General features: G+C 71.4%; 15 protein-coding genes. 12 read left to right on the top strand and 3 right to left on the bottom strand.

The genetic code is table 11. The features are described from left to right. The first annotated feature begins 50 nt into the window (after window positions 1–50). From trmB to ACZ31C_RS22375, 5 genes are all read left to right on the top strand, one after another. A complete protein-coding gene (gene trmB / locus ACZ31C_RS22395) occupies window positions 51–773 on the top strand; it encodes a tRNA (guanosine(46)-N7)-methyltransferase TrmB (protein WP_465796931.1) in 723 nt (240 codons plus the stop codon). A 180-nt stretch (window positions 774–953) separates the two neighbouring features. After that, window positions 954–3,458: a DEAD/DEAH box helicase gene (locus tag ACZ31C_RS22390; protein ID WP_465796930.1), complete on the top strand. Its 2,505-nt coding sequence runs from the start codon at window positions 954–956 to the stop codon at window positions 3,456–3,458. Window positions 3,459–3,645: 187 nt separating this feature from the next. Continuing rightward, entirely contained in the window at window positions 3,646–5,046 is a 1,401-nt protein-coding gene (locus ACZ31C_RS22385) for a hypothetical protein (protein ID WP_465796929.1), read from the top strand. Between the two features lie 41 nt (window positions 5,047–5,087). Then, a complete protein-coding gene (locus tag ACZ31C_RS22380; protein ID WP_465796928.1) occupies window positions 5,088–5,732 on the top strand; it encodes a hypothetical protein in 645 nt (214 codons plus the stop codon). Between the two features lie 517 nt (window positions 5,733–6,249). Next, window positions 6,250–7,140 (top strand): hypothetical protein, encoded by an 891-nt coding sequence (locus ACZ31C_RS22375; protein WP_465796927.1) that lies wholly within the window; start codon window positions 6,250–6,252, stop codon window positions 7,138–7,140. Between the two features lie 309 nt (window positions 7,141–7,449). Here the strand turns inward: ACZ31C_RS22375 and ACZ31C_RS22370 are convergent, their stop codons facing one another. Then, window positions 7,450–7,827 carry a cytidine/deoxycytidylate deaminase family protein gene (locus ACZ31C_RS22370; protein ID WP_465796926.1) on the bottom strand — a complete coding sequence of 126 codons (378 nt, stop codon included), beginning with the start codon at window positions 7,825–7,827 and terminating at the stop codon, window positions 7,450–7,452. A 386-nt stretch (window positions 7,828–8,213) separates the two neighbouring features. Between ACZ31C_RS22370 and hrpA the strand changes: the two genes are divergently transcribed. Continuing rightward, window positions 8,214–12,194, top strand: coding sequence for an ATP-dependent RNA helicase HrpA (gene hrpA / locus ACZ31C_RS22365; RefSeq protein ID WP_465796925.1), 3,981 nt, complete (start codon window positions 8,214–8,216; stop codon window positions 12,192–12,194). A gap of 72 nt (window positions 12,195–12,266) precedes the next feature. On the opposite strand, the gene ACZ31C_RS22360 is transcribed toward hrpA, so the two are convergent. Continuing rightward, complete coding sequence (locus ACZ31C_RS22360) at window positions 12,267–13,199, bottom strand: LysR family transcriptional regulator (RefSeq protein ID WP_465796924.1); 933 nt, start codon at window positions 13,197–13,199, stop codon at window positions 12,267–12,269. 77 nt (window positions 13,200–13,276) lie between these two features. Here ACZ31C_RS22360 and ACZ31C_RS22355 point away from each other — a divergent pair, with 77 nt between their 5' ends. The 6 genes from ACZ31C_RS22355 to ACZ31C_RS22330 all read left to right on the top strand — a co-directional run bounded on the left by ACZ31C_RS22355 (window position 13,277) and on the right by ACZ31C_RS22330 (window position 20,462). Beyond that, on the top strand, window positions 13,277–13,969 hold the full coding sequence (locus ACZ31C_RS22355) for a succinate dehydrogenase cytochrome b subunit (protein ID WP_396746486.1): 693 nt from the start codon (window positions 13,277–13,279) through the stop codon (window positions 13,967–13,969). 2 nt (window positions 13,970–13,971) lie between these two features. Continuing rightward, window positions 13,972–15,909, top strand: coding sequence for a fumarate reductase/succinate dehydrogenase flavoprotein subunit (locus tag ACZ31C_RS22350; RefSeq protein WP_465796923.1), 1,938 nt, complete (start codon window positions 13,972–13,974; stop codon window positions 15,907–15,909). After that, window positions 15,906–16,667, top strand: coding sequence for a succinate dehydrogenase/fumarate reductase iron-sulfur subunit (locus ACZ31C_RS22345; RefSeq protein WP_465796922.1), 762 nt, complete (start codon window positions 15,906–15,908; stop codon window positions 16,665–16,667). The genes ACZ31C_RS22350 and ACZ31C_RS22345 overlap by 4 nt, the downstream gene beginning before the upstream one ends. A 412-nt stretch (window positions 16,668–17,079) precedes the next feature. Then, window positions 17,080–18,261 carry a zinc-dependent alcohol dehydrogenase gene (locus tag ACZ31C_RS22340; protein WP_465796921.1) on the top strand — a complete coding sequence of 394 codons (1,182 nt, stop codon included), beginning with the start codon at window positions 17,080–17,082 and terminating at the stop codon, window positions 18,259–18,261. Window positions 18,262–18,465: 204 nt separating this feature from the next. After that, window positions 18,466–19,260: a serine hydrolase gene (locus ACZ31C_RS22335; RefSeq protein WP_465796920.1), complete on the top strand. Its 795-nt coding sequence runs from the start codon at window positions 18,466–18,468 to the stop codon at window positions 19,258–19,260. Between the two features lie 53 nt (window positions 19,261–19,313). Then, window positions 19,314–20,462, top strand: a complete 1,149-nt coding sequence (locus ACZ31C_RS22330; RefSeq protein WP_465796919.1) for an MBL fold metallo-hydrolase — start codon at window positions 19,314–19,316, stop codon at window positions 20,460–20,462. Window positions 20,463–20,536: 74 nt separating this feature from the next. Here ACZ31C_RS22330 and ACZ31C_RS22325 read toward each other — a convergent pair whose 3' ends face one another. Further along, entirely contained in the window at window positions 20,537–22,048 is a 1,512-nt protein-coding gene (locus tag ACZ31C_RS22325) for a deoxyguanosinetriphosphate triphosphohydrolase family protein (protein ID WP_465796918.1), read from the bottom strand. Window positions 22,049–22,101 lie beyond the last annotated feature (53 nt).

The raw sequence follows: 22,101 nt of genomic DNA, 5'->3' as shown, positions 1-22,101 counted from the left end.
TCGTACCTCACATCCGATCCGGCGCGATGCTCGCGTAGGCTCGGTTCGCTGTGACCTCCACCGACCCGCTTCCCACCGTGTCCGCGCCGCCGCACCCGGCGCGGCCGATCCGCACCTTCCACCCGCGTGGCGGCAGGATGAGCGACCGTCAGACGGCGGCGTTGACGCAGCTGTGGCCGATGTACGCCCTGCGAGTGGCCGACATCGACCGACTCGACCCGGTCGACCTCTTCGGCCGGCGGGCCCCGCTCGTGGTCGAGATCGGGTCCGGCATGGGCGACACGACCGCCGAAATGGCCGCCGCCGACCCGGATCGAGACTATCTGGCGGTCGAGGTGCACACGCCGGGAATCGCGAACCTCCTGGACCTCGTGCACCAGCGTGGGCTGGGCAATCTCCGGATCGCCGAGGGTGACGCGCTGGACCTGGTACGCCTGTTGCCGCCCGACTCGCTGGACGCGGTGCACGTGTTCTTCCCGGATCCGTGGCCGAAGTCCCGGCACCACAAGCGGCGACTGATCCAGCCGGCGCACGTGGCGTTGCTGCGGTCCCGGCTGGCACCGGGCGGCACGCTGCACTGCGCGACCGACTGGGCGGAGTACGCGGCGTCGATGCGGGTGACGCTGGACGCCGACCCGGGCCTGGTCAACCTCTACGACGGGGTCGCGCCCCGACCGGCCCACCGGCCGGTCACCCGGTTCGAGCGGCGGGCGTTGCGGGTAGGACGGCCGATCGCCGACCTGATGTACCGCCGCCGGCTCTCGGATGTGTAAGGAGGGGTCCCCTGCTAACGCCTCGTGCATAGCAGGGGACCCCTCCTAACATCTCAGCCCGACGACCCGCGGCCCGGCGGCGGCACGCGGCGGGGTGCGGCGCGGGCGGCAGGGTGCGGCGCGGGCGGCGGCATCCCCGGTTGGCGTTGGCGGGGCTGGGACAGGCACCATGGACCGGCCATGACACTCACCGCCGCGCTGCCCAAGTCCACCGACCCCGACACCCTCTACGACGCGTTCGCCGGCTGGGCGTCCGAGCGCGGTCTGGACCTCTATCCCCACCAGGAGGAGGCGGTCATCGAGATCGTCTCCGGCGCGAACGTGATCATGAATACGCCGACCGGCTCCGGCAAGAGCCTGGTGGCGATCGCCGCGCACTTCGCCGCGCTGGCCGACGACCGGACGACGTTCTACACCGCGCCGATCAAGGCCCTGGTGTCGGAGAAGTTCTTCGCGCTCTGCGAGGTGTTCGGCGCGGAGAACGTCGGCATGCTCACCGGCGACGCGAGCGTCAACGCCGACGCGCCGATCATCTGCTGCACGGCGGAGATCCTGGCCAATCTGGCGCTGCGCGAGGGCGGCCGCGCCGACGTCGGCCAGGTCGTCATGGACGAGTTCCACTTCTATGCCGAGCCCGACCGGGGCTGGGCCTGGCAGGTGCCGCTAATCGAACTGCCGCAGGCGCAGTTCGTGCTGATGTCGGCCACCCTGGGCGACACCACCCGGTTCGTGGACGACCTGACCCGGCGTACCGGTCGGCCGACCGCCGTCGTCCGCTCGGCCGAGCGGCCGGTCCCGCTGCTCTTCTCGTACGCGATGACGCCGATGCACGAGACGCTCGAAGAGTTGCTGCAGACCAAGCAGGCCCCGGTGTACGTCGTGCACTTCACCCAGGCCGCCGCGCTGGAGCGGGCACAGGCGCTGATGAGCGTCAACGTCTGCACCCGCGCCGAGAAGGACATGATCGCCCAGGCCATCGGCGGCTTCCGGTTCACCTCCGGCTTCGGCAAGACGCTGTCCCGCCTGGTCCGCCACGGCATCGGTGTGCACCACGCCGGCATGCTGCCCAAGTACCGCCGGCTGGTGGAGACGCTCGCCCAGGCGGGCCTGCTCAAGGTCATCTGCGGTACGGACACCCTCGGCGTCGGCATCAACGTGCCGATCCGCACCGTGCTGTTCACCGGCCTGTCCAAGTACGACGGCGTGCGTACCCGCCTGCTCAAGGCCCGCGAGTTCCACCAGATCGCCGGGCGGGCCGGGCGGGCCGGCTTCGACACCCTCGGTCGGGTCGTCGTGCAGGCCCCCGAGCACGTGATCGAGAATGAGAAGGCGCTCGCCAAGGCCGGTGACGACCCGAAGAAGCGCCGCAAGGTGGTCAAGAAGAAGCCGCCGGAGGGCTCCATCGGGTGGGGCCAGCCCACCTTCGACCGCCTGGTGTCCGCCGAGCCGGAGCCGCTGACCTCCAGCTTCCAGGTCAGCCACTCGATGCTGCTCAACGTCATCGGCCGCCCCGGCGACGCGTTCGCCGCGATGCGGCACCTGCTCACCGACAACCACGAGGACGCGGCGGCGCAGCGCCGGCACATCCGCCGGGCGATCGCCATCTATCGCGCGCTGCGGGCCGGTGGCGTGGTCGAGGAACTGCCCGAGCCGGACGAGACCGGGCGGCGGGTCCGGCTCACCGTCGACCTGCAACTGGACTTCGCGCTCAACCAGCCGCTGTCGCCCCTGGCGCTGGCCACCATCGAGTTGCTGGACACCGAGTCCCCGTCGTACGCGCTCGACGTGCTGTCGGTGATCGAGTCGATCCTCGACGACCCCCGCCAGGTGCTCTCCGCGCAGCAGTTCAAGGCGCGCGGCGAGGCGGTCGCCGCGATGAAGGCCGAGGGCATCGAGTACGAGGCCCGCCTCGAACTGCTCGACGAGGTGACCTGGCCGAAGCCGTTGGCCGAGCTGCTGGACAACGCGTACGAGATGTACCGGCAGGGGCATCCGTGGGTGGCCGACCACCAGCTCTCCCCCAAGTCGGTCGTCCGGGACATGTACGAGCGGGCGATGACGTTCACCGAGTTCGTGCAGTTCTACGGGCTGTCCCGGTCCGAGGGACTGGTGCTTCGGTACCTCGCGGACGCGTACAAGACGCTGCGGCAGACGGTGCCCGGGGAGGCCAAGACCGAGGAACTCGTCGACCTGATCGAGTGGCTCGGCGAGTTGGTCCGGCAGGTCGACTCCAGCCTGATCGACGAGTGGGAGCGGCTGCGCAACCCGGGCGACCTGCCCGACGTCGCCGCCGCGTTGGACGACCGACCGGCCGCGGTGACCCGCAACGCGCGGGCGTTCCGGGTGCTGGTGCGCAACGCCCTGTTCCGGCGGGTGGAACTGGCGGCGTTGCGACACTGGGACGCCCTCGGCGAACTGGACGCCGAGTTCGGCTGGAACGCCGACGCCTGGGCGGACGCCCTGGAGCCGTACTTCGAGGCGTACTCGGAGATCGGCACCGGGCCGAACGCCCGTGGCCCCGCGTTGCTCATGATCGAGCAGGGTCGCGAGCGCTGGACCGTCCGGCAGATCCTCGACGACCCGGACGGCGACCACGACTGGGGCATCAGCGCCGAGGTCGACCTGGCCGCCTCGGACGAGGCGGGGGCGGCGGTGGTACGCGTCATCGACGTCGGCCAACTGTAGGAATCCACTCCATCCCACGGGCACCGGCAGCGCGACGCGCCGAGCGTTGCGGGGCTTCGGCGTGCCCGGGGATTGACGGCACAAAATGGGGCGTTCCTGAACAGTGGGGGTCGACGCTCACATGCCATCACATAGGCGACGCATTCCTCCCGGGCAACGTTCCGCCGACAGCGCCGTCGTGCTGCTCGTGGCGGCATCGTTCGGCCCGTACGTGGTGTCCGGTGTCCGTACCGAGCAGCTTGCCGTCTGCGCCGTCGCCGTGCTCGCGTTCCTGGCCCGCGCCCGACGCCTGCCGGCCGCGCCCGGGCCGGTCGTGGCGCTCGCCGCCCTGCTCGTCGCCTATCCGACGGTCGCCGCCGTGGCGTCGATCGGCGACGCCCACCTTCCCACCGGGATGCGCACGGTCGGCTTCTGGGCCGGACTGGACAACCTGCTCCTGCCGGCGGTCATCCTGGCCGCCGGCTACCTGATCGTCTCCGGCGACGTCGACCGGCTGCGGTTGCTGCGGTTCGCCGCCGGGACGCTCGTCACGATCCTCGCCGCCAACGCGATCCTGGCGTACGCGATGCTGATGGACCCCGGCGCGTACGACCACATCCTGACCGCCTGGTGGAGTGGCGACACCGGCACGGTGACGACCGCCGAGCGGGCCGCCACGATGGGCCGCTACTCGGGCGTCTTCAACCAGCCCGCCGAGGCCGGTGTCATGTACAGCCTCGGGCTGGTCGCCGCCGTGTTCCTGCTGCGCCGCCGGCCCGTCCCGTTGGCCGTCGCCGGAGTGCTCCTCGCCATCGGCGGCCTCCTCACCGCGTCCAAGATCTTCCTGCTGGTCGGGCTGCCGGTGGCGATCTGGCAGACCTGGGCCGGCTCGCCGTGGCGTACCCGCCTCGGCGCCGCCCTGGCCGTCACCGGCGTGCTGGCCGTCTTCGATCATCAGGCGCGGCGGCCCGACTCGCCGATCGGCGGCATGCTCCTCGACGCCTGGCTCACCCCCGGCGAACAGTCCGGCAGTCTCCTGTCGCTGTACTCGGCCCGCCGCTTCGGCGAGAACTCGACGCTCGCCGAAGCGGCCGGGATCGTGTTCACCCACTCGCCGTGGACCGGCTTCGGCCTGGACGGGCTGCGGGTCGCGTACGACTCGGCATGGGTGGAGGCGTTGGTGATGGCCGGCGTCCTCGGCGTGGTGGCGCAGACCGCGATCCTGACCATGCTGGTCGTGCTCTGGTGGCGGTCCCGCCGACGGGCCGACCGCGCCGTGGTGCGGTTCGGCGCCGGGCTACTGGTCGTGGTGGTCGTCGGTTCGCTGGGACTGCCCACCACCACGGTCAACCGGGTGGCGACGGTGGTGTGGCTGCTGGTGGCGCTGCTGCTCGTGACACGACCGTCCGCCCCGGCGGCGACGGTGGCGGATCCGCACCGGACCCCGCCCATCACGCGGCGACTCGCGCCCCCACCCCGCCGGCCGACGACGCCGATCCGCGCGTTGGTCCCGCTCGGAGCGGCGTCCCAAAAATGGTCGGCAGGTCGGCGTCAGCACGGTCCGATCAGCCCCTTATCTCCCCTGGGCGATGTCAGACCCGTCGATTAGAATGTATGTACTAATCGAGTTCCTGACCTGGGAGGATGCTCGTGACCGCGCCCACCTCCGCCCCCCTCACGCCGTACGCCACCCTTCTCGGCTTCACCCGGTACGTCGGCCGTACCGGGCCCACCAAGGCCAGCTTCGTCGGCGGTCTGCGTCGGCAGCGGGCCAGCCGCTCCGGGTTCAACCCGCACGGCCAGTTCGTCAAGGCGCTCAAGGCCGACATCGCCTTCCACACCGGCGGCACCCACCTGACGCAGGTGGTCGACGTGGTCAAGCCCCGCTGGCGACCGCTCTACCAGGCCCTGGTGCCCGGCGCGACCGCCTGGCTGCACTCGCTCGGCGAGCCGGCCACCGTCGACCTGGCCCAGACCCGCGACGCCCTCGCCATGCTCGGCGACCTCCCCATCAAGATCAACCCACACTTCGGCATCCGGTACGCCGACGGCCGCGCCGAGGCGGTCCGCCTGCACTTCGACGAGGCGCCGCCCAGCGAGGAGGCCACCCTGGCCGCCCTGCACCTGACCGCCCGCCACATGGACGCCGTCCTGCCGCACGCCGAGCCGGTCCTGGTCGACGTCCGGCGCGGCACCACCCACCGGATGCCCGACAACGCCAAGCCCCAGGAGATCGAACGCTGGCTGGCCGGCGAGGCCGCCGCCTTCCGCGCCATCTGGTCCGCCGCCGCCTGACGCCTCTCCCCCTGCCCTTCCCGTCCGCACGTCCGCAACCGATCATCCCGTTGCTTTCGGTCGGCTCTCCGTTTCTCTTCGGACTCAGTGGTGGTCCGGTGCCAGCCGGTGCCGGACCACCCGCCCGCCGAGTCGAGGTGCCCCGCTGCCACGGCCCACCGGGATTCAGCCCAGCGTCGGATCAACCCCGGCGGCGCGGTGGCCGCCGACAGGTCCCCTGGCCGCCGAGGGCTCCTGGCTCTCGGCTGGCCACGGCCGCCGGGGAAGGACACCAGGCTGTCGGCAGGTCGCCCCCGCACCGGCTGTTCAGGATGGGCACCCGGGCTGTCGGCAAGACCCGCAGCCGCCGATGGAACACCGGCTGTCGACAATTCACTGGCCGCCAAGCACATAGGGCTATCGGTCGCACCACGTTGCTCCGATGTCGGCTGCCGTATCCACGGGTGTGGGCTGTCAGCGGGCGGCAGGTTGTCCACAGGGGCAGCGGAGACGCAGCGCGCTCGTCCAGGGTGGGCCCATGCCGGTATCTCCCAGACGGCCCCCGGAACTACGTGGGCGCCTCTTCCGAGGCTCCGAGGTGGTGGCCCGTGGGCTACTCACTCGTACCCAGCTGCGCAGCAAAGCCTGGCGACGGCTCTTCCGGGACGTCTACGTCGACGCCCAACTCGCGGTGACGCACCGTACCCGCTGTCGCGCGGCGCGGCTGGTCCTCCCGGCCGGCGCGGCGGTCGCCGGCCGCAGTGCCGCCGCGTTGTTCAACGTCGGCGAGGTCCGCGTCGACGAGCCGATAGACGTCCTGGTCCCCACCGCCCTGCGACTCGGGCCGGTGGCGGGTCTGACCGTGCACCGCGCCGACGTGGCCGTGGACGAGACCGTCTCGCTTTCCGGCATCCCGGTCACCACCCCTCGACGCACCTGCTGGGACCTCGCCCAGTGGCACCCCCTCGAAGACGCGGTCGCAGTGGTCGACCGGCTGGCCTCCGCAGGTGTCGTCCGACTCGACGACGTGGCGGACCTGGCCCGCGCCCGCCTCGGTATCCGTGGCGGGAAACGACTGCTGCGGGTGGTCGAGTTCGCCGACCCCGGGGCCGAGTCGATGCCCGAGTCACGTCTGCGGGTACGCATCGTGCAGGCCGGACTGCCGAGACCCGTCACCCAGTTCGTCGTGGAGCGTGCGGGCAGATTCATCGCCCGCGTCGACCTCGCCTGGCCCGAGCATCGGGTGGCCGTCGAGTACGACGGACTCTGGCACCACGACCCGGAGCAGTTCCACCGCGACCGACGCCGCCTCAACCGCCTGCTCGGCACCGACTGGCTGGTACTTCACGTCACCGCCAAGCGTCTCCGCGACGATGTCGACGGCTTCCTCGTCGAACTCCGCCACGCCCTAACCACCCGCCGCCCCTGACCCGGCGTCTCTGACCGGCCGCCACCCATGACCGACCGCAGTCCCTGACCGACCGCAGCCCTCGACCGACCGCAGCCCCTGACCGGCCGCCTTCTCCAGTCGAGAAGGTGGGCCACCCGCCGCCAGCCTCGACCCGCCTGTCGACGCAGCCCGGCCTGGCCTGCAGCGCGAGTGCGCGGGCCCGACGCGGCACGTCGCAAGATCCGCGCAACTTCATTGATATTGCTGTCTCAGGCACCCCTGGAGGCAGCAGTATCCATGAAGTTGCGCGGATCATGAGGACGCGCGCACGGCGCGGGGCCAGGTTGGTTATTCGGGCGTGGTGGGTGACTCGGTTACCTGGTTCACCTGGGGGTCCTCGACCGTGCCGGTGATCACCCGGAGCGCCGGGAAGTGATCGGCCAGCAGCCGTCGGCACGGGTCGCAGGGGGCCACCAGGCTACGACCGCGATCGCCCACGGTGACGATCGTCTCCAGTTCGCCCGCGTGCTGGGTCGCCGCAGTGCCCACCACGACCACCTCGGCACAGGCACCTCCGGCGGGATGCACGACGTTCACGCCGGAGACTATCCGCCCGTCGACGGTGCGGGCCGCCGCCGCAAGGGTGTGGGCGGCGCTGCGGCAGCGCAGCTTGGCCACGGCGCTGGCGGCCTGCACCAGCGCCCGGTCGGTGTCACGCATCGTCATCGGCGTTCCCGTGCTCGCTCCGGCTCGGCGGTCAACGATAACCGCCGCTCTGCTCACGCCCACGCGGTGCAGGCACGCACGCGCGGGTGCAGGCACGCACGCTGCGGGACACGCAGACTGCAGGGCACGCACGACGCAGGGCCGCACGACGCAGGGCACGCACGACGCAGGGCACGCACGACGCACAGGTGCAGGGCACGCACGACGCACAGGTGCAGGCGCGCACAGGTGCAGGGCACGCGGACGTGCAGGCGCGCACGGTGTTAGGAAGGGACCCTTCCTATACCTGAGGCGTTAGCAGGGGACCCTTCCTTACATCCGTCCCTGACGTTGGCGGGGTAACCAGGAGGCGGGTCGGCGGGTCGCTGCCTATCCTTGGCCACGACATGCAGAATCAAGCCACCACCGCCGCGACCGATCCGGTTCGCGAGGTGCACCGTCGTCTCTCCCCGTTGATGTTCCGCGACCAGCGTCGGCTGCGTCGGCGGCTGGACGGGTTGCGGAAGGTGCGCGATCCGCAGCGACGGGAGGAGGCGCTCGCCGAGATCGTGGTCGAGGTGGCCGAGGCGGAGGCGCGGCTGGCGGCCCGGCGGGCGGCGGTGCCGACGGTGACGTACCCGCCGCAGTTGCCGGTCAGCGAGCGTGCGGCCGACATCGCGGCGGCGATCCGTGACCACCAGGTGGTGATCGTGGCCGGCGAGACCGGCTCGGGCAAGACCACCCAGTTGCCGAAGATCTGCCTGGAGTTGGGCCGTGGGGTGCACGGGCTGATCGGGCACACCCAGCCGAGGCGGTTGGCGGCGCGTACGGTCGCGGACCGGATCGCCGAGGAGTTGGGCACGCAGCTCGGTGACGTGGTCGGCTTCAAGGTGCGCTTCACCGATCAGGTGGGCGAGAACAGCCTGGTCAAGCTGATGACCGACGGCATTCTGCTGGCCGAGTTGCAGACCGACCGGATGCTGCGCCAGTACGACACGTTGATCATCGACGAGGCGCACGAGCGCAGCCTCAACATCGACTTCATCCTCGGCTACCTCCGGCAGCTCCTGCCGCGCCGTCCCGACCTCAAGGTGGTCATCACCTCGGCGACCATCGAGACCGACCGGTTCGCCCGGCACTTCGCCGGGCCGCCCACCGCCGAGCACCCGGACGGGGTGCCGGCGCCGGTGGTCGAGGTGTCCGGTCGGACGTACCCGGTCGAGGTGCGGTACAGGCCACTGGTCGAGGTCGACGAGGACGCCGACGACACGGACGAGGAGAACGTCCGCGACCAGGTCCAGGCCATCGGTGACGCGGTGCAGGAGCTGGCCGCCGAGGGGCCCGGCGACGTCCTGGTGTTCCTCAGCGGCGAGCGGGAGATTCGGGATACCGCCGACGCGCTGGGCAAGCTCGTCGAGCACCGACCGGCGCTGCGCCACACCGAGATCCTGCCACTGTACGCCCGGCTCAGCGTCGCCGAGCAGCACCGCGTGTTCGCCCCGCACGGTGGGCGTCGGGTGGTGCTGGCCACCAACGTGGCGGAGACCTCACTGACCGTGCCGGGCATCAAGTACGTGGTGGATCCGGGGACCGCGCGGATCTCCCGCTACTCGCAGCGGCTCAAGGTGCAGCGGCTGCCGATCGAACCGGTCTCGCAGGCCAGCGCCAACCAGCGCAAGGGCCGCTGCGGGCGCACCTCGGACGGCATCTGCATCCGGCTCTACGACGAGCAGGACTTCCTGGCCCGCCCCGAGTTCACCGACCCGGAGATCCTGCGGACCAACCTGGCCTCGGTCATCCTCCAGATGACCGCCATCGGGCTGGGCGACATCGCCGCCTTCCCGTTCATCGACCCGCCGGACCGGCGCAACATCGCCGACGGCGTGAACCTGCTGCACGAGCTGGGCGCTCTGGACCCGACGGAGTCCGACCCGGACCGGCGGCTGACCGCGCTCGGGCGGCGTCTCGCGCAGCTCCCGGTCGACCCCCGGCTGGCCCGGATGGTGCTGGAGGGCGAACGCAACGGGTGTGCCGTCGAGGTGATGGTGATCGCCGCGGCGCTGTCGATCCAGGATCCCCGCGAGCGGCCCGCCGACCGGCAGGCCCAGGCGGACCAGGCGCACGCCCGGTTCGCTGACAAGGAGTCGGACTTCGTCGCGTACCTCAATCTCTGGCGTCACCTGCGCGAGCAGCAACGGGCCTTGTCGTCCAGCGCGTTCCGCCGGATGTGCAAGGCCGAGTACCTCAACTACCTGCGGGTACGCGAGTGGCAGGACATCGTCAGCCAGTTGCGCCAGGTGTTGCGTACGCCGAACGCGGACCTGCCGGAGGAGATCGACACCCCCCGGGTGCACCAGTCGCTGCTGCCCGGCCTGCTCTCCCACATCGGTCTGAAGGACGCCCAGAAGCACGAGTACCTGGGTGCCCGGGGGGCGAAGTTCGGGCTGTTCCCGGGGTCGGCGTTGTTCCGCAAGCCGCCGCGTTGGGTGATGGCCGCCGAGTTGGTGGAGACGTCCCGGCTGTGGGGGCGGGTGAACGGGCGGATCGAACCGGAGTGGGTCGAGCCGCTGGCCCAGCACCTGGTGAAGCGCAGTTACAGCGAGCCGCACTGGGAGAAGAAGCAGGCGGCGGTGATGGCGTACGAGAAGGTGACGCTCTACGGCGTACCACTGGTCACCTCTCGCAAGATCACCTTCGGCCGGATCGACCCGGTGCTGAGCCGGGAGCTGTTCATCCGGCACGCGCTGGTCGAGGGCGACTGGTCCACCCACCACCAGTTCTGGCGGGACAACCAGCGGCTGCTGACCGAGGTGGAGGAGTTGGAGAACCGGGCTCGGCGGCGGGACATCCTGGTCGACGACGAGACGATCTTCCAGTTCTACGACGAGCGGATCCCCGCCGACGTGGTCTCCGGGCGGCACTTCGACAGTTGGTGGAAGACGGCCCGCCGGGAGCGGCCGGACCTGCTCACGTTCACCCGCGAGCTGCTGGTCAACGCCGGTCGGGGCGGGGTGGACGAGGCCGACTTCCCGGACTCCTGGAGTGCCGACGGGGTCAGCCTGCCGGTGACGTACACCTTCGAGCCGGGCACCCCGACCGACGGCGTGACGGTGGACATCCCGTTGCCGCTGCTCAACCAGGTGCCGGCGGAGAGCTTCGACTGGCAGGTGCCGGGGCTGCGCGAGGAGTTGGTGATCGCGCTGATCCGGTCGCTGCCGAAGCCGGTACGCCGCAACTTCGTGCCGGTGCCGGACTACGCCCGCGCCGCGCTGGCCGCGATCACCCCCGGCGAGGAGCCGCTGCTGGACGCGCTGACCCGGCAGCTGCGCCGGATGACCGGGGTGACGGTGCCGCGCGACGCCTGGGACCTGAGCCGGCTGCCGGCGCACCTGCGGGTCACCTTCCGGGTACTCGGCGAGGACGACAAACCGGTCGCCGAGGGCAAGGACCTGCCGGACCTGCAACGCCGACTCAAGGCGGAGGTACGCCAGGTGGTGGCCGCGGCCGCGCCGGACGTGGCGCGTACCGGGCTGACCGGCTGGGAGATCGGCACCCTGCCGCGCACCATCGAGCAGGTCCGGGCCGGGTACGCGGTCACCGCGTACCCGGCGCTGGTGGACGAGGGCGCCACGGTGGGCGTACGCGTCTTCGACTCGGCCGGCGAGCAGGAGGCCGCGCACTGGGCGGGCACCCGGCGGCTGCTGCGGTTGACCGTGCCGTCACCGGCGAAGTTCCTCCAGGGGCGGCTCTCCAACGAGGCGAAGCTGTCGCTGTCCCGCAACCCGCACGGCGGTGTGCAGGCGTTGATCGAGGACGCGGCCGGGGCGGCGATCGACAAGCTGGTCGGCGACGCCGGTGGGCCGGCCTGGGACGCCGAGGGTTTCGCCGCGCTGCGGGACACCGTGCGGGCCGGGCTGGTGGACACGGTGGTGGAGGTGATGGACCGGGTCCGGGCGGTGCTCGGCGCGGCGTACGCGGTGCAGCAGCGGCTCGGCGCGACCCGGAACCTGGCCGTGGTCGCCGCCCTGGCCGACATCCGCGCCCAGCTCACCCGTCTGGTGCACGCCGGGTTCATCACCGAGGCCGGGTACGCCCGCCTGCCCGACCTGCTGCGCTACCTGACCGCGATCGAGCGGCGGATGGACCGGTTGGCGGCGAACCCGCAGCGGGACAAGCAGCAGCAGGACCGGGTCGCCGTGGTGCAGCGGGAGTACGACGAGATGGTCGCGGCGCTGCCGGCGGCCCGGCGGAACTCGGCTGCGGTGCGGCAGATCCCCTGGATGATCGAGGAGTTGCGGGTGAACGTCTTCGCCCAGGCGCTGGGCACCCCGTACCCGGTCTCCGAGCAGCGCATCTATCGCGCCATGGACGACGCGGAGAGCGGCTAGTGCGGTGTCCAGAAACGTTCACCGGGCCGCGCCGGGTCCAGACGACGACCGGCGGCGTTCCTGGACACCGCACTAGGCCAGGGGTTCCACGCCGGGCGGGAGCTGCGCGTCGGCGGTGGCGGTCTGCACGTACTCCAGCAGGATGCGGCGGAGTTCGCGGCCGGCGTGCGTGGGCACCACGTCGCGGCGGCGGGCCACCGCGATGGTGCGGCGGACCCCGGGGGGCGCCAGCCGGGTGACCCGGATGCCGGGCCGCCGGGCCACCACGATGCCGGGGACCAGGGCGACGCCCAGCCCGGCCTCGACGAAGCTGAGGACGGCGTCCATCTCGCCGCCGTCGACGGAGAGCGTCGGCTCGAACCCGGCGGCGCGGCACGCCTGGAGGGTGGCGTCGCGCAGGTCGTAGCCTTCGCGGAACATCACCAGCGGCTGGTCGCGCAGGTCGGTGATGCGCAGGTCGCCGCCGGTCGAGGCGGTCGGCAGCGGGTCGACGGAGGCGACCACCAGGCTCTCCCGCAGGATCGGGTCGGCGCGCAGCCCGGGGTCGGTGCCCTGGGCCGGCATGATGATCAGCGCCAGGTCGAGGTCGCCGCGGAGCAGGTCCCGGACCAGGTCCTGTGAGCCACCCTCCTCCACCCGCAGGTCGATGGTGGGGTGCGCGTCGCGGAACAGGCGCAGCACCGGCGGGGCCAGCGAGGTGGCCAGGCTGGGGGTGGCGCCGAGGCGTACCCGGCCGCGCCGCAGGCCGACCAGTTCCTGCACCTCGCGGGTGGCCGTGTCGACGTCGGCCAGGATCCGCTTGGCCAGCGGCAGCAGCACCTCCCCGGCGGCGGTGAGCGTGATGTTCCCCCTTACCCGCTCGAACAGCGGGGCACCCAGGCTGTCCTCCAGGGCGTGAATTTGCTTACTCAACGAGGGCTGAGTTATGCCGACGATGTCGGCTGCCTGGGTGAAATGTCGTACTTCTGCCACCGCTACGAAGTACTTCAGCTGATGGAGCTGCATCTAAATAGCTTATGGCTATCAAGACTGCGGTGTCGATGCATTGGACGACTGATCAAAGTGCTCCTAGCGTCGGGCTCGTGGTAGTCACGACGAGAACGCGGTCGCCCATCCGATCCAATGTCGGACTGAAGGCGGTCATGGCGGTGACGGGCATCTTCCTGGTGCTCTTCCTCATCGCGCACATGCTGGGCAATCTCAAGGTCTTCGCGGGCGACACGTCGTTCAACGACTACGCGCACTGGCTGCGCGACATCGGCGGACCGGTGCTGCCGCACGCCTGGTTCCTCTGGATCATGCGGATCGGCCTGCTGGTCTCGGTGCTCGGCCACATCTGGGCGGCCACGGTCCTCGCGCTGCGCGCCCGCGCCGCCCGCCCGGTGCGTTACGCCCACCGCAAGAAGGTCCGGGGCAGCTACGCCGCCCGCACCATGCGCTGGGGTGGCGTGATCATCCTGCTCTTCGTGATCTATCACATCCTGGACCTGACCACCGGCACGCTGAACCCGGTCGGTGACCCGTCCCGGCCGTACGCCAACGTGGTGGCTGACTTCGCGCCCGCGCGCTGGTACGTCACGCTCTTCTACACGCTGGCGATCGTCGCGCTCGGCTTCCACCTGCGGCACGGCATCTTCAGCGCGCTGCGCAGCCTCGGGCAGCAGACCCCCCGGGGCGAGCAGCGGGCCCGCCTGGTGGCGTTGACCTTCGCCGTCGTGCTCTGCGCCGGCTACCTCCTGGTCCCGTTCGCCGTACTCACCGGATTGGTGTCCTGACCATGGATCTGTTCACCGAGGGCGACCCGATCGCCGACACCCGGGCTCCCGACGGGCCGATCGAGACCCGCTGGGATCGCCGCCGTTTCGAGGCCAAGCTCGTCAACCCGGCCAACCGGCGCAAGATGACCGTGATCGTGGTCGGCACCGGCCTGGCCGGCGGTGCCGCCGCCGCCACGCTGGGCGAGCAGGGCTACCGGGTCAAGTCGTACTGCTACCAGGACAGCCCGCGCCGGGCCCACTCGATCGCCGCGCAGGGTGGCATCAACGCCGCCAAGAACTACCGCAACGACGGCGACTCGGTGCACCGGCTCTTCTACGACACCGTCAAGGGCGGTGACTTCCGCTCCCGCGAGTCGAACGTGCACCGGCTGGCCGAGATGTCGGTGAACATCATCGACCAGTGCGTCGCCCAGGGCGTCCCGTTCGCCCGCGAATACGGCGGTCTGCTGGACACCCGCTCCTTCGGTGGCGCCCAGGTGCAGCGCACCTTCTACGCCCGGGGCCAGACGGGTCAGCAGTTGCTGCTCGGCGCGTACCAGGCGTTGGAGCGGCAGATCGGCCTCGGCAACGTGGAGATGAACGCCCGGCACGAGATGCTGGAGCTGATCATCATCGACGGCAAGGCGCGCGGCATCGTCGTCCGGGACATGGTCACCGGCGAGATCAGCACCGAGTTCGCCGACGCGGTGGTGCTCGCCTCCGGCGGCTACGGCAACGTCTTCTATCTGTCCACCAACGCCAAGGGCTGCAACGTCACCGCCACCTGGCGGGCGCACCGCAAGGGCGCGTACTTCGCCAACCCCTGCTACACCCAGATCCACCCGACCTGCATCCCGGTCTCCGGCGACCACCAGTCGAAGCTGACCCTGATGAGCGAGTCGCTGCGCAACGACGGCCGGGTGTGGGTGCCCAAGACCAAGGGCGACGACCGCAACCCGAAGGACATCCCGGAGAACGAGCGGGACTACTACCTGGAGCGGATCTACCCCAGCTTCGGCAACCTGGTGCCCCGGGACATCGCCTCCCGGGCCGCGAAGTACGTCTGCGACGAGGGGCGTGGGGTGGGCCCGACCAAGCTCGGCGTCTACCTGGACTTCTCCGACGCCATCACGCGTCTGGGCCGCAAGGCCATCGAGGCCAAGTACGGCAACCTCTTCGAGATGTACGAGCGGATCACCGGCGAGGACCCGTACGAGGTCCCGATGCGCATCTACCCCGCCGTGCACTACACGATGGGCGGCCTCTGGGTCGACTACGACCTCCAGTCCACCATCCCCGGCCTGTTCGTGATCGGCGAGGCGAACTTCTCCGACCACGGCGCGAACCGGCTCGGCGCCTCGGCGCTGATGCAGGGGCTGGCCGACGGCTACTTCGTGCTGCCGAACACGGTCGCCAACTACCTGGCCGCCGGCCCGTTCGAGCAGGTCGACGGCAGCCACCCGGCGGCCGTCGAGGCGCGTCGCGACGTCGAGGACCGGATCCAGCGGCTGCTCGCGATCAACGGCGACCGTACGGTGGACTCGTTCCACCGCGAGCTGGGCCAGATCATGTGGGAGCACTGCGGCATGGAGCGCTCCGAGGCCGGGCTGCGCAAGGCGATCGACGAGATCCGCGCGCTGCGGGACCAGTTCTGGCAGCGGGTACGGGTGCCCGGCGACGGCGAGGGGCTGAACCAGTCGTTGGAGAAGGCCGGCCGGGTCGCCGACTTCTTCGAGCTGGCCGAGCTGATGTGCATCGACGCCCTGCACCGGGAGGAGTCCTGCGGCGGCCACTTCCGCGCCGAGCACCAGACTCCCGACGGTGAGGCCCAACGCGACGACGAGCACTTCGCGTACGTCGCCGCGTGGGAGTTCACCGCCACCGGGCAGCCGTCGGTGCTGCACAAGGAAGACCTGAACTTCGAATACGTCCACCCCACGCAGCGGAGCTACAAGTGAACCTGACCCTGCGCATCTGGCGTCAGTCCAGCCCCCAGGACAAGGGGCGGATGGTGACCTACCAGGTCGAGGACGTCTCACCGGACATGTCCTTCCTGGAGATGCTCGACGTCCTCAACGAACGGCTCATCCTCTCCGGCGAGGAGCCGGTCGCCTTCGACCACGACTGCCGCGAGGGCATCTGCGGCATGTGCGGCCTGATGATCAACGGTGACGCGCACGGGCCGCAGCGCGGCACCACCGCCTGCCAGCTGCACATGCGCCAGTTCTCCGACGGCGAGACCATCGACATCGAGCCGTGGCGGGCCCGGGCCTTCCCGGTCATCAAGGACCTGGTGGTCAACCGCAACTCGTTCGACGAGATCATCGCTGCCGGCGGGTACATCACCGCCCCCACCGGCAGCGCGCCGGAGGCCCACTCGGTCCCGGTGGCCAAGGCCGACGCCGACGCCGCCTTCGAGTCGGCCGCCTGCATCGGCTGCGGCGCCTGCGTGGCCGCCTGCCCGAACGGCTCCGGCATGCTCTTCACCGCCGCCAAGGTCACCCAGCTCTCGCTGCTCCCCCAGGGCCAGCCCGAGCGGTACACCCGGGTCATCGGCATGGTGGACGCGCACGACGAGGCCGGCTTCGGCGGCTGCACCAACGCGGGCGAGTGCACCGTGGTCTGCCCGAAGGGCATCCCGCTGACCACCATCGGCCGCCTGAACCGCGACTACCTGGCCGCCACCACCAAGCGGAGCGACACCCCCGGCACCTGACCCCCGGGACCTGGACTGTGGGGCCCGACCCCGCATTCGGCCACGTCGAACGGCCGCCCTGCCACCAGGCACGGCGGCCGTTCGCATACCCAGCCCGTCCCCGCCTCCGCCCCAGCCCGCCCCACCGCACCACGGCAGCCGCAGCTCCCTTGATCAGCGTGGGCGTCGGCGTCTGGGCGGTGCGCGGACGCCTGCACGGGGCAAGATCCGCGCAACTTCAGTGATGTTGCTGTCTCCGTGGGCGTCTGAGGCAGCAGTTTCCATGAAGTTGCGCGGATCATGATGCGCCGCGAGGGGTGTGGACCCGGTGCCCACCGAGCGGGGGGGGGCGGGAGCGCGGGGGGGGGCGGGTCGGTTGAAGCGGGCCGGGTGGGGTAGCAGCCAGTCAGGCGACGATTCAGGGGGTACGGACATGCGGGCGTTGACGTGGCAGGGCAAGCGGGACGTACGGGTGGAGACCGTGCCCGACCCGAGGATCGAGGCACCGACCGACGCGATCGTACGGATCACCTCCACCGCCATCTGCGGCTCGGACCTACACCTGTACGAGGTGCTGGGGCCGTACCTGAAGCAGGGTGACGTGTTGGGGCACGAGCCGATGGGCATCGTCGAGGAGGTCGGGTCGGGGGTGACCCGGCTCAAGCCCGGCGACCGGGTGGTGGTGCCGTTCAACATCGCCTGCGGGTCGTGCTGGATGTGCCAGCGCCAGTTGTACGCCCAGTGTGAGACCACCCAGGTGACCGCCGAGGGCAAGGGTGCCGCGCTGTTCGGCTACACCTCCCTGTACGGCTCGGTGCCCGGTGGGCAGGCGGAGTACCTGCGGGTGCCGCACGCCGACTTCGGTCCGATCACGGTGCCGGACCACGGCCCGGACGAGCGCTGGCTCTATCTGTCCGACATCCTGCCCACCGCCTGGCAGGCCGTCCGGTACGCGGACACGCCGCCCGGGGGCACGCTGGCCGTCTTCGGTCTCGGCCCGGTGGGGCAGTTCTGCGCCCGGGTCGGCCGGCAGCTCGGTGCCGAGCGGGTGATCGGGCTGGACCTGGTGCCGGAGCGGCTGGAGATGGCCCGCCGGCACGGGGTGGAGGTGCTCGACGTGTCCCAGCTCGACGACGTACCCGGCGCCCTGATCGAGATGGTGGACGGGCGCGGCCCGGACGCGGTGATCGACGCGGTGGGCATGGAGGCACACGGCGCTCCGCTGGGCAAGTTCGCCCAGGCCGCCGCCGGGATCCTCCCGGACAAGCTGGCCGATCCGATGATCGACAAGGTCGGGGTGGACCGGTTGGTGGTGCTCAAGGCCGCGATGAAGGCCGTCCGACGCGGCGGCACGGTCTCCATCTCCGGCGTGTACGGCGGCGAGGTTGACCCGCTGCCGCTGATGGAGATGTTCGACCGGGGCATCCAGTTGCGGATGGGCCAGTGTCACGTACGCCGGTGGATCGACGAGATCGTCCCGCTGCTCACCGACGAGGACCCGCTCGGTGTCTCGGACCTGCGCACCCACCGGCTGCCGCTGGACCAGGGCCCGCAGGCGTACCAGATGTTCCAGCGCAAGGAGGACGGCTGCGTCAAGGCGGTCCTCACTCCGTGAGCGGTCGCCACGCGCCGGTGTCCCGTCGGTCCGGGCGTCCGTGACGGACCCGGCCTAGGGTGTCCGGGACGGACCCCGGGCCGACGGGAGTGGACCATTCGCGAACCGGATGCACCGCAGCGCGACCTGGGCCGGATCGCGGCACGGGTCCGGGCGGCGTACCGGCGGGAGCGTGCCCGGGCCGGCGGCGACTGGCAGGCGTACGTGAGTCTCGCCGGACCGGACGGCCCGCTGGTCGCGGTGGACGATTCGGCGCAGCGGCCGGTCGAGGCGTACAGCGTCAACAAGATCGCGGTGGCGACGGCGGTGCTGGACACGATCGACCGGGGCCGGCTCGCCCTCGACCAGCAGGTCGAGGTGACCGCCGCGATCGCCGCGCGGGCCGGCGACGGCATCTTCGGGCTGGACGGCGCGTACCCCAGCCGGGTGACGCTGGGACACGCGTTGGCGAACCTGCTGACCGTCTCCGACGACGTCGCGGTGCGGCTGTGCGCGCTGGTCTGCCCGGGCGCCGAGGTCAACCGGATCCTGGTGGCGAAGGGCTTCCCGCGCACGCAGGTGCAGCCGGTGGCCGACTCGCCCCGTTACCACCTCGGGACCAGTACGGCCCGCGAGACGCACGACCTGCTCCGGGCGCTCGTCGGCGGCACCCTGCTCTCCCCCGCCTCGACGGAGTTCGTGCTGCGGTTGCTGCGCTCGCCGGTGGCGTTCACCGACGGGATACGGCGCAGCATGTCGTCGGCCGAGCGGGCCCGGATCGCCACCAAGGCCGGCTGGTTCCGCGACGCCCGGCACGAGGCCGGGGTGATCTTCGACACGAGCGGCTCGCCCCGGCTGACGTACGTCTTCTTCGCCGCCGGCCATCCGCAGGCGGACGACTTCGGGGCCACCCACCCCGCTGTGCAGGCCCGGGCCCGGCTGGGCCGGCGGCTGCTCGACCTGACCGACCGGCTGGCCGCCCGCGAGCATCGCCCGCACGGCCCCGGCATCCACGGCTGAACCGGGCGGCGAGGGCTACCGTGGACTGCGGGGATCAGCAGAGGGGGGCGACCATGCGGACGCCGAAGGAGCCGACGGGACGAGTCACCGGCCGACGGATCGTGGGATCGGTGGCCGGCGTGGCCGCGCTGGCAGGACTGGCCGGACTGGCGTGGGCGGCCCGGGGCGTACCGGCCTCGTTGGGTGGCCGGCTGACCGGGGCCCGGGCCGAGCGGGCGGAGCGGTCGCCGCAGTTCCGGGACGGGACGTTCCACAACCGGGCGAGCACCCGGACGGCACCCAACCCGGACAGCAACCTGTTCCGGGAGATGATCTTCGGTAAGCAGCAGCGCCGACCGACCGCTGCCGTGCCGCTGGTCCGTCCGGCACCCGCGCCCGACGTCGACCGGGCCCGCGAGCTGAACCTCGTCTGGTACGGCCACGCCTCCACGCTGATCGAGATCGAGGGTCGCCGGGTGCTGGTCGACCCGGTCTGGAGCGACAGGTGCTCGCCGTCCGACGCGGTCGGCCCGCGTCGCCTGCACGAGCCGCCGGTACGCCTCGACGAACTGCCGCAGCTCGACGCCATCCTGATCTCCCACGACCACTACGACCACCTCGACATGGCCACCGTGCGGGAGCTGACCGCCCGGCAGTCGGCGCCGTTCCTGGTGCCGCTCGGCGTCGGCGCGCACCTCGACCGGTGGGGGGTGCCGGCACACCGGGTGATCGAGCTCGACTGGTCGCAGACGCACCGGGTGGCCGACCTGGAGATCACCTGCACCGCCGCCCAGCACTTCTCCGGTCGAGGGCTGCGACGCAACGGCACACTCTGGAGTTCGTGGGTGGTCGCCGGTCGGCAGCGGAGGGTCTACTACACCGGGGACTCCGGCTACTTCGACGGGTACGCCGAGATCGGGGCGGAGTACGGGCCGTTCGACGCGACGCTGGTGCAGATCGGCGCGTACGACCGGGCCTGGCCGGGAATCCACATGTTCCCGGAGGAGGGCGTCGCCGCCCACCTGGACCTGCGCGGCGGGCTGTTCGTGCCGGTGCACTGGGCGACGTTCAACCTCGCCATGCACGACTGGTCCGAGCCGGTGGACCGGCTCTGGGCCGAGGCGAAGGCCCGCGACGTCCGGCTGGCCGTGCCCCGGCCCGGCGAGCGCGTCGTGGTGGACGACCCGCCGCCGGTGGACGGTTGGTGGCAGGCGGTCGCCTGAGTTCTTCGATGTTAATAGGGGTCCCTTCCTATGCCGGAGGCGTTAGGAAGGGACCCCTCCTTACATCATCACGGTCAGAGGACGAAGGCGTCGGTCCACAGGGCGCCGGAGCGGCCGGAGAGGGCGTCCAGCATCGCCACCGCCTGCCCGTCGGTGAGCTGGGCGACGAAGTCCACGATGGCGCGGCCCCGCGCCTTGCCGAGCCGGTCGGGGGTACGCGGGTGCAGCTCCGCCTCGGCCAACTCGACCAGGTCGTGCAGCCGCCGGGGCAGGCGGGACTCCTCCTCCGGGTCGAGCAGCCACTCCAGCAGCGCCTCGACCAGGGTGCCGAGCAGTCGGGCCTGACCCCGCTGGTGCAGGGCCAGGTCGGGACGGGCCAGCACGAAGCGGTGGTGGACGAACTTGAGCACCTGCACCTCGTGCCACTGTGCCGGGGCCAGCAGCACGTGCCCGGAGCGCATGCCGGGCTGCTCGACGACCGTGATCGCGTCCACGAAGCGGGTGGTCCACCGGGCGGAGAACCGGGCGACGTACTGTTCGGCCTCGATCGAGCCGTCGAAGGGTACCGCCAGCAGGCCCTCGACCAGCTCCTCCCGGACGTGTTCGACGGCCGCCGCGAAGGCGTCGTCGTCGGCGATCCAGGCGTCCTTGCGGTGCAGTTGGCGGCGCAGCCGCTCGATCGCCGCGCCGGGCCGGCGGGCCGAGGTCTGCAACGCCGCGTCGGTGATGGCCCGCAGGCTGCCGATCTCCCGCTGCCAGGCCATCAGCTCGGCGGCGACCGCGCCCTGCTGGAGCACCCCGACGCGATAGAAGTCCTCCACGTCGTGGATGGCGTACGCGACGTCGTCGGCGGTGTCCATCACCGATGCCTCGACGGTCTGCTGCCAGTCGGCGATCCGCCCGGCGAACGGCGCCCGCGCCTGCCGCAGGTCCTCCAGCTCGGTGCGGTACGCCCCGAACTTCGCCGAGCCGCTGTCCGGGTCGTCCGGCGGCGGGGTGGCGCCGCGCGGCGGCGGGTCCATCAGGCGCGGGTGCGGGTCGGGATGATCGAGCCGGGTCCACGGGTACTTCAGCATCGCCGCCCGGACCGCCGCGGTCAGGTCCAGACCGGTGGTGGCCGCGCCGCGGATCTCGGTGGAGGTGACGATCCGGTACGACTGGGCGTTGCCCTCGAAGCCGTCGGTGAGGCCGAGCCGATGCCGGGCCAGCCGGTCCAGCACCCGTTCGCCGAGGTGCCCGAAGGGCGGGTGACCGAGGTCGTGGGCGAGCGCGGCGGCCTCCACCACGTCCGGGTCGCAGCCGCCCAGCTTCTCCACCAGGTCACGTTGCCACCCGTCGGCGGTGAGCCGTTCGGCGATCGCGCGGGCCACCTGTGCGACCTTGAGGCTGTGCGTGAGCCGGTTGTGCACCAGCAGCCCGGACCCGCCGGGACTGACCACCTGGGTGACGCCGCCCAGGCGGGTGAAGAACGGCGAGCCGACGATGCGGTCCCGGTCCGCGCGGAACGGGCTGGTCGCGAGGTCGCCGAGGGTCCGGGCGCTGCCGCCGAACAGGCGTCGGGCGCGCGGCTCCACAGGTGGTTCCATGATCGCCACGGTAGCCCGGCAGAATGCACCACGGAACCCACACCCGAAGGCGG

This window comes from Micromonospora sp. NPDC023869 (assembly GCF_055559695.1).
This window is presented reverse-complemented; position numbering and strand designations above follow the sequence as displayed.